3 protein-coding genes are annotated in these 1,734 nt (G+C 36.1%); 2 read left to right on the top strand and 1 reads right to left on the bottom strand.

The window, feature by feature from the left end:
* Positions 1 to 601 (bottom strand): hypothetical protein (locus tag MV676_RS02660; RefSeq protein WP_297445033.1); only part of this gene is annotated, 601 nt, incomplete at its 3' end.
* A 200-nt stretch (positions 602 to 801) separates the two neighbouring features.
* Here MV676_RS02660 and MV676_RS02655 point away from each other — a divergent pair.
* Together MV676_RS02655 and MV676_RS02650 are read left to right on the top strand one after the other, a co-directional pair.
* Positions 802 to 1,497 carry a hypothetical protein gene (locus MV676_RS02655; RefSeq protein WP_297445031.1) on the top strand — a complete coding sequence of 232 codons (696 nt, stop codon included), beginning with the start codon at positions 802 to 804 and terminating at the stop codon, positions 1,495 to 1,497.
* Positions 1,497 to 1,734: hypothetical protein (locus MV676_RS02650; protein WP_297445029.1), on the top strand; the 238-nt coding region annotated here is incomplete at its 3' end. The genes MV676_RS02655 and MV676_RS02650, both read left to right, overlap by 1 nt.

Genomic DNA, 1,734 nt, shown 5'->3' with positions numbered 1-1,734 from the left:
TAGCTATTTCTTTACTTAATAGTGTAGCAGAATCTATCTTTTTCAGTATAACACTTCCTTCGGGCTTGTCTATAAGTTCAGAAAGGAGCTTCAGATCCACTTCAAGGAGTTTTCTGTTCAGTTCTTTAATCTTCAGCTTGAGATCAACAGGTATTCCAGGGTTATTCTCAATCTTGTTTTCAACTTCTCTCAAGATACTTTCTATTCTATTTACCTCTTTTGTAAAATCGTTGAAACTTTCATCAATAGAAATAGACTTTATTCTTGAAGAAACATCTCTTAATGCATAAACAATGTTTTCAGGATAGCTCTTGTTTTCAAGTTCGGTTATCAGGTTGTCCACATTGACAGACAACCTGTTTAGACTTTCAACAGCCTTTTTCAGCATATCTTCTTTTCTGTATTGAACGGCTTTTCTAACCTCATCTCCAATTGATTCAACCTTGGAAATAAGGTAGTCTACCTTTTCTCCAACATCGTCCTGAACCTTGAGTTCTTCTTTCTTTTTAGGACAGAAAAGAAAACCGAGAACTCCACCTACTACAAGTCCTCCACCACCGGCAATGAGCGTTACAAGATTGTTTCCTGCTACCTCTATCATTCCTTCCTCCACGCTTTTTTACAGAAATATTATATCCAATTTTACCAAAAACGATTTTTAAAGGGATAGAGCTATTAAATATTTTAATTATGCAGTATAAACAGGTTAATCGGTGGTGGGGGAAAAGTAGGTTGAATTTTTGATAAAAATCAGGCAAAATATAGATATCGGTTATAATAAAGAAAGACAGAGGTTAGGAGATGGGAACAGCAATTTTTTCAAGAACGGAAGAGGAGATAAAGACTGTAAAAGTCAACGGTGGAATACTTGACAATGTAGTTTACTTCTATCTTCCGTATGAAAATGTGGAATATAACGGCTTTGTTGATGAGCAGGGGAATTTTGAATGTGTATTTGAGGGAATATCCTTTAGTGGCGTTGGAGAAGAGAATCTCGGCAAGTTTGTAAAAGACCTTTTAAGTAAGAACAAAAAACAGGCTGTCCTTATGAGTTTGACCGATTTTTTACAGCAAAAGTATAAAGATTTCGGTGTTTTATACTACCTTTTGAGTAAGTATTTTTTCGAAAATGAAAATGTGGTAGATCGCAGGGAAATTTCTATTGTATCTAAAATGAGTGAAGAGGGACACGAATTCCTTTTTATCGTCGGAGATGAAAATGAAGTGGCCTATGAGGTTCAGGAATATTTAAACGCCAACGGTTTTTCGGTAGAGTTTCTACCCCGTATAGGGAACATAGTCGGGATTTACTACGACGAAAACAAGGGAATGTTCAGGGCGTTTAACGGCCTGTTTTCTCTATCGAGTGTAATGGGGATAAAGGATTTATTAAAGTTCTACGAAGACAGGCAGAAAATAGTAGGATTTTACCTTATACTTACTCTGATATTAAATGAGGGATTTACTTTCCAGTTTGAAAAGATAGAGGTGGAGTAATGCTCAAATCTCTTCCTCCTTTAATGACAATTCAGGAATACCTGGAATACAGACCTGAAACTGCACGGATAATAGGTGTCCTTTCAAAAGACGAAGACGGTTATTACCGCATAGAAGATGATATGTACACAATCTATCTCCACAACCTCGACGAAAGTGTCGGCAAAAAAATTGAACCATTAATCGGCAAGGAAGTAGTAGTTTTCAAAAAAGACAACAAGTTCATAAAAGTAATGC

The organism is Desulfurobacterium sp. (assembly GCF_027028515.1).
Taxonomy (GTDB): Bacteria; Aquificota; Aquificia; order Desulfurobacteriales; family Desulfurobacteriaceae; genus Desulfurobacterium_A.
The sequence above is the reverse complement of the archived record's forward strand: the minus strand, read 5'-3'. Positions and strand labels throughout refer to the sequence as shown.

Coding starts and splice junctions, on each gene's coding strand:
- MV676_RS02655 (WP_297445031.1), top strand. CDS start 802: ATGGGAACAGCAATTTTTTCAAGAACGGAAGAGGAGATAAAGACTGTA.